This is a genomic window from Crenothrix polyspora (genome assembly GCF_900163755.1).
Classification (GTDB): Bacteria; Pseudomonadota; Gammaproteobacteria; order Methylococcales; family Methylomonadaceae; genus Crenothrix; species Crenothrix polyspora.
This window is the reverse complement of the sequence record NZ_FUKI01000027.1, coordinates 1-6,605: the sequence shown is the minus strand read 5'-3', so window position 1 is coordinate 6,605 and position 6,605 is coordinate 1. Positions and strand designations below refer to the sequence as shown.

Annotated in this window: 7 protein-coding genes; 6 read left to right on the top strand and 1 reads right to left on the bottom strand. The window is 42.8% G+C overall.

Annotation, left to right across the window (positions count from 1 at the left end):
* Nucleotides 1–489 precede the first annotated feature (489 nt).
* From CRENPOLYSF2_RS01895 to CRENPOLYSF2_RS01880, 4 genes are all read left to right on the top strand, one after another.
* Nucleotides 490–921, top strand: coding sequence for a hypothetical protein (locus CRENPOLYSF2_RS01895; protein WP_245807858.1), 432 nt, complete (start codon nt 490–492; stop codon nt 919–921).
* A gap of 94 nt (nt 922–1,015) precedes the next feature.
* Nucleotides 1,016–1,510 carry a hypothetical protein gene (locus tag CRENPOLYSF2_RS01890; RefSeq protein WP_087142274.1) on the top strand — a complete coding sequence of 165 codons (495 nt, stop codon included), beginning with the start codon at nt 1,016–1,018 and terminating at the stop codon, nt 1,508–1,510.
* 49 nt (nt 1,511–1,559) lie between these two features.
* Nucleotides 1,560–1,931, top strand: coding sequence for a lysozyme inhibitor LprI family protein (locus CRENPOLYSF2_RS01885; protein WP_087142273.1), 372 nt, complete (start codon nt 1,560–1,562; stop codon nt 1,929–1,931).
* Nucleotides 1,932–1,952: 21 nt separating this feature from the next.
* A complete protein-coding gene (locus CRENPOLYSF2_RS01880) occupies nt 1,953–2,687 on the top strand; it encodes an N-acetylmuramoyl-L-alanine amidase family protein (RefSeq protein WP_087142272.1) in 735 nt (244 codons plus the stop codon).
* Here the strand turns inward: CRENPOLYSF2_RS01880 and CRENPOLYSF2_RS01875 are convergent.
* Complete coding sequence (locus tag CRENPOLYSF2_RS01875; RefSeq protein ID WP_087142271.1) at nt 2,684–3,961, bottom strand: HlyC/CorC family transporter; 1,278 nt, start codon at nt 3,959–3,961, stop codon at nt 2,684–2,686. The two genes, CRENPOLYSF2_RS01880 and CRENPOLYSF2_RS01875, sit on opposite strands and share 4 nt — an antisense overlap.
* A 400-nt stretch (nt 3,962–4,361) precedes the next feature.
* On the opposite strand from CRENPOLYSF2_RS01875, the gene CRENPOLYSF2_RS01870 reads away from it, so the two are divergent.
* Both CRENPOLYSF2_RS01870 and ssb read left to right on the top strand, forming a co-directional pair.
* Nucleotides 4,362–5,723, top strand: a complete 1,362-nt coding sequence (locus CRENPOLYSF2_RS01870) for an MFS transporter (RefSeq protein WP_087142276.1) — start codon at nt 4,362–4,364, stop codon at nt 5,721–5,723.
* Between the two features lie 14 nt (nt 5,724–5,737).
* Nucleotides 5,738–6,247, top strand: coding sequence for a single-stranded DNA-binding protein (ssb, locus tag CRENPOLYSF2_RS01865; protein ID WP_087142270.1), 510 nt, complete (start codon nt 5,738–5,740; stop codon nt 6,245–6,247).
* Nucleotides 6,248–6,605 lie beyond the last annotated feature (358 nt).

The following is a 6,605-nucleotide window of genomic DNA, read 5'->3' as shown; positions in this document are numbered from 1 at the left end:
GTCGAAGTGTGCCGTTCATGCTTCGACAAGCTCAGCACGAACGGTGGCTGTAACTGCCCTAAGGAACGTGCATGAAATAACTTGAACAACTTAAACGCCACCACCGTTCGTGCTGAGCCTGTCGAAGCATGAACTTGCTCAAGTTATTTCGTGCGCGTTCCTAAGTTGAAAACGCTGTAATATTTGGCAAGTAAGCTTGGCGATAGTCAATTATGTAATGCTTATGTTGCCCTGGCGAGACGCGCTCCTTATGTGAGCAATAGCCTGTGTTTTAGTGTACTTTAGTAAGTTAAAAATACAGCGTGGCAGTATTTGAAAATCTCGCTAGGTTATTGACTTAATCGGGTTTTTTATGGCGTATAATTTGATGGATTGTAATAATCTGCCTAATTTTTAGTTGATCAGGGATACACGAATACTATGTTTTTTTACTCTTTGCCTATTCTATTTAATGACATTAAATCAGTCAATTTCTTCGAATTTTTATTCATGACTGTAGCTATTTTGGTTTTACTGTATATCAGTGCGCCACAAGAGAAAAATTGGCAGCCCAAACCGTATAGTAATTTTTTGTTGACGGCATGGCTGGGTGGCGTGTCCTTGTATTGGGTATTTTGGCCATTTTTCCTGTGTTTAAATGCCGGCTTGGTAGTTGCCGACTTATTGGCTAAATCAGCAAGCATTACTGTTTCCACCTGGGATGAAATACATTTTGCATTGTTTTTAGGAGTTGTGTGGTGGTCAATCAGTATCTGGCGCTGTTCCAGTAATACACGCTTACGTGTGTGGGCAGCACTGGCACGATTGGCTACGGTGGCTGTTTTTGTAGAATACGGCTTAATGATGTTTATACGTATTTACTATCCGCGTATCTTTTTTAATTGCGAAGAAGCGCTGTTAGATTACGGCAGTTGTTTTTGACAGTCTAACGTATTTTTGTAAAGCCTGAAAGACAATTTTGTCTATACTTATTGTGATGTTCTGTTTTAACTGATTTTTTATTAAAAAGGTAGCCATGATTAATTTATCAAAAATTGTGTGTGTATTGCTGATGTGCGGTCTTATGCAAAACGCAATGGCGAATACGTTGTCTTCAGTGGATATGATAAAGGGGCTTTCAACGCAGACCCAAGAACTGCAAGCGCTGCATTTAAAGATAGTCACAGCCCGTTCGATTGATGAAGCACGAAAGTTAGCATTAGCGCCGACTGACGACGCAGTGGATGCCCTGCACAGTGCTAGTACGCTGATGCCTTTAAGTGATGATATTCGTATTGCCGAAAAACGTCTGCATGACATGCGTCAACACATTAAGTTGGCTGCCAATCAGCAACAAATCGCGGATGAGTTTTCTGGCATCATGTTGGCAGGGCTTGATAATGACCGCGCTGTTCATCTGGGTGTCGGTAAAACGGGCTGTAATTACTCATCAGGCGAAACGATTGCCATTGTTCTGGGTTTGATTTTAGGTATCATTCCAGGGCTGATATTAATGACTGTACTGTGTTAGCTAACTCGGGCTTGGTTATATTGTTGATTTTTTATTGTAAGGGAATGAAATGAAACATTTAGCGTTGTTGGTATTATTGCTTGTGTCAGGGAGTGTTGCCGCCAATTCGGCGTGTGATACACCCAAAAATGATTTTGATGGCTTGTATTGTCTCAACAAAGTTTATCAGGAGGCTGATAAAGAAATTAATGAGCAATATAAAAAACTGTATGCTCAGCTTGATAGCAATGGCAAATTGGCGCTTAAAACCGGTCAATTAGCGTGGATAGAAACTAGAAACACGAAATGCTCTAAGCATGAAACCGACGGTTTTTATGTCAATCTGAATTGTGCAACGGATACTACTGTAGAACGTTTACGCTTTATTCAAGATCGCCATCGTGAGTGCTCAAGTTCTGGCTGCCAAAACAGCAAGCTTTAATAAGTATTTGGCTAACGACACATGGCGCACCTTAGAAAAATTTGCCTGGTAATTGCACTGCCCTTGGCGATATCGCAAGTGGCGGCTAGGAATAATGTACCGCTCATCGCGCTTGATGTCGGGCATTCACGCTTACATTCGGGTGCGATCAGTGCGCGTGGCCAGCCTGAATTTAAGTTTAATGTTGGGCTGGCACGCGTTATTGATGATTTTCTACACGCACAGAATGTTCACACAGTACAGATTGGCACTGATGGTAATAGTGTATCTTTGTCTGAACGGACATTAACTGCTAAAAAGACAGGGGCAACGTTTTTTCTGGCTATTCATCATGATTCCGTGCAGCCGCGTTATCTAAAGCCGTGGCAATGGCAGGGAGTGGTGCAACAGTATACCGATAGTTTTTCTGGATTTTCTTTGTTTGTATCCCAAAAAAATCCACAGCGTGCAGTCAGTTTACACTGCGCCAGTGCAATAGGGGCGGCACTTAAGCAACACGGCTTTCATGCCGCTACGCACCATGCGGAGCATATTGAGGGTGAAGGCAAAAAATGGGCGGATCAAAATAATGGTGTGTACTATTATGATAATTTAGTGGTATTGAAAACAGCTGTTATGCCTGCGGTACTGTTAGAAGCAGGCGTTATTGTTAACCGAGATGAAGAACAAGCTATTCAAACGCAGCCGGTGCGTACAGCTATTGCCGAAGCAGTGAAGCAGGGCTTGCAAACGTGCGGGGTGATAAACTCGCTTTAAGTATGTTTTTTTAGAACCTTTGACTGTTTCTGCGGCAAAAACTTAACCAGCTTTACCGCATGTTCATCGCACTTGATAATTTCCAGCGGGTAATCGTGTAATTTTATGCTAATACCCGCATCGGGGATGGTTTCCATAAACTCAATAATCAAGCCATTTAAGGTCTTTGGACCTTCGGTGGGTAACGCCCATTGCGTTACGCGATTTAATTCGCGGATAGTAATATTGGCATCCACCAAATAACTGCCGTCACTTTGTTTTCTCGCCGTGACATCTTCAGTTATTAACTCGCCAACAATTTCTTGCAGCAAATCATCCATCGTCACCAAGCCTTGTACATCGCCGTATTCATCAACCACCAAACCCACACGGATTTTTTCGTCTTTAAAACGCACCATTTGCGCGTGTACCGGCGTACTTTCTGGGATAAACGAGGGCTTTACCAATAAACTGATGAGCGTGTGCTTATCAAAATCGTCCATATTTAACAACAACAACACTTTGCGTAAATACAAAAAACCAATCACGCGATCAATGCTTTTTTTGTACACTGGCATACGGGTGTGCGGGCTGTTTTTAATTTGATCGATAATGGTTTCCAGCGGCGCTTCCAGATCAATACCGACAATCTCATTACGCGGGGTCATAATGTCTTCTACGGTAGCGGTCTCAAGATCCAAAATACTCATGAGCATTTTTTGGTAGCGCTGCGACATCAAGCTGTCAGTTTCAGCAATGATGGTTTTGAGTTCTTCTTTATTAATGGTGTACGTATTATTCTTTTTGACATCCACCCGCACCAGCTTTAATAGCAGATTAACAAATAGATTAATAAACCAAACGATAGGATACAGAACTCTAAGTAACGGCGTGTAAATCCACGCAGCAGGAAACGCAAGCAACTCAGGTTTTATAGTCGCTAGAGTTTTAGGGGTCACCTCTGAGAAAATCAACATCACAATGGTTAGCAGTGCAGCGGCAATAGCCACACTGGACTCCTCATCAGCATACAATTTTATGGCAATAACGGTGGCAATGGATGAAGCAAAATTATTGACAAAATTATTGCATAATAAAATCAGCCCCAGTAAGCGGTCTGGTTGTTGTAATAAGACATGGGTTTTAATAGCGCCTTTGTGTTTCAATTTTACCAGGTGTTTCAAGCGGTAACGGTTGAGCGTCATTAAAGACGTTTCTGAACCGGAAAAAAAAGCTGACAAAATCAGCATCACTGCAAGCATGCCAAACAGCATACTAAAGGGCATATCGTTCAAAGAAGGTACTCGAATAAGGGAATCTATTGTAGTTTGTATTATCTACTGGATTTGTCAAGATTAATCACCTGTAACGCAAGAATATTTTTTTGCACTAAAAGTTATTGAAATCATCTGCTTGTCGGCTGTTGTTGACTTATATTCATTTAATACGAACGCACTACTTCGCATCGTTAACGGGTCGCTATTTTAAAAGGTCATTCGTTATGCGCCCATCGAACCACAAATCCTTTGTCCTTTGACAAGCTCAGCGCGGACGGGTTAAAGATTGTTATAATCTGCGTTTTTACAAAAATCAATCCGTGCTGACGTTAATACCGTACCTGCAGATTGCGTTTTTTTTATAGCTTAGCTCAAGGAGTCAGTGATTTTGACAAACGTGCAGGATATTACCAGTCCGATGTCGGCATCGGAAAAACGCGCCACCTGGTCATTGGCCAGTATTTATGCCTTGCGCATGTTGGGCTTGTTTTTAATTATGCCAGTGTTGTCACTGTTTGCCGAACAACTGGAAGGCTCTACGCCGTTCTTAATGGGGCTGTCAATCAGTATCTATGGCTTAACACAAGTAGTGCTGCAAATCCCTTTCGGCATTTTGTCAGATCGCTATGGCCGTAAACAGATTATTATTATTGGTCTGATTTTATTTTTTATCGGCAGCGTAGTGGCCGCACTGTCAACAACTATTTATGGGGTATTAATCGGCAGAGCCATACAAGGTTCCGGCGCGATTGCCGCCACCATTATGGCGTTAGTCGCCGATTTAACCCAAGAAGTCCACCGTACCAAAGCAATGGCGCTGATTGGCGCTAGCATTGGGGTATCGTTTGGTGTTGCCATTACCGCAGGCCCTGTTATAGCAGGGCTTATTGGCGTACACGGCTTATTTTGGATGGTGGCAGTATTAACCCTACTGGCGATTTTAGTGGTAATTTATATTGTGCCCAATCCGGCCAATTACAAAAGCCATAGCGATACTCAGCTGATTCCGTCCAAATTCTCCAGTATTATTAAAGATGCTGAACTATTACGCTTGAATTACGGCATTTTTGTATTACATTTAATGTTGACCGCCAGTTTTGTCGTTATACCGCTTGCCATGCGTGATGCACATTTATTACCCGATAAACATTGGCTGGTGTATTTGCCGGTGTTTGTTACCTCAATGGCGGCGATTATCCCGTTTGTGATTTTGGCCGAGAAAAAACGCAAGATGAAGCCGGTGTTTATCGGTGCCATTGCCGCGTTAGTGCTGGCCGATTTAGGCCTGGCAATGACCAGTGGCAGTTTGGTGGGTATTATTATTTTTTTGTGGCTATTTTTCTGTGGATTTAATTTGCTGGAAGCCACCTTACCGTCGTTAATCTCTAAAACCGTACCTGGTGATTTAAAAGGTACGGCGATGGGGGTTTATTCCAGTTGCCAGTTTTTGGGTGCAGGCTTAGGCGGTGCAGCCGGTGGCTGGTGTTACGGCCAATACGGGATGTGGGCAGTATTTATTTTATGTGCTGTGGCGGCGTTTAGCTGGTTGTTGCTGTCGTTATCCATGAAGCAGCCGCGTTACTGGGCTAATCTAATGCTGTATTTAAACGAAATGTCAGCGCAGGAAATAGACACGTTTGTTACAGAAGTATTAAAAATTGTCGGTGTGGAAGAGGTAACCTTGCGCACAGACGAAGCGGTGGCGTATTTGAAAGTAGATAACCAATGCTTGCAAAAAGATCAGTTACAAGCGTTAATTAATCAATATATCAATCAGTAACAACAGGAAACGCTATGCTCAATAAAGTGACGTTGATTGGAAATTTAGGTGCAGACCCTGAAATGCGCTACATGCCCACTGGCGGCGCAGTGGCCAATATCAGTGTTGCCACTACTTTCAGATGGAAAGATAAGCAATCCGGTGAAAAAAAAGAAGCGACCGAATGGCATCGGGTAATTTTTTTCAATCGTTTGGCAGAAATTGCCGGTGAATATTTAAAAAAAGGCAGCCAGGTTTACGTGGAAGGCCGTTTGCAAACCCGTAAATGGCAAAGCCAAGACGGACAAGATCGCTACACCACAGAAATTATCGCCACCGAAATGCACATGCTAGGCAGTAGAAGTGGCGGCACCGGCGCTATGCACACGGGCGAGCCTAGCCAATACCCACAGCAAAGCCATGCTGTGCCAGAAAAACCCAGTACACCACAAGCTTCACGGCCTATGCCAGAAGCAAGTGCGGGCAGCAGCATGCCCAATATGCCAGCAAACTTTGATGATTTTGATGATGATATTCCGTTTTAGCGGCAAAAAACAGTTGCGGCTGTGTGAGTAAACAAAGATAACGTAGTTAATACGCTTGAGATTTAGCGGGTTTGATTTACAGCGTTTTCACAGTTCAATAGTTACAGCGTAACCGTTCGCACTGAGCTTGTCGAAGTGTGCCGTTCATGCTTCGACAAGCTCAGCACGAACGGTGGCTGTAACTGAGTAATAGGAGCTACGCATTGACAAAAAAATTTATATAAAAATCATATTGTTACATGTTATTTTGCAAAAATATTGCCTGCACTTTTTTGCCAATTTTTACTAAAAATCATGGCTCATGGGGCGAATTGTGTGACGTTATGGTGTAACTGGTAAATAGGGATGATAATAAACT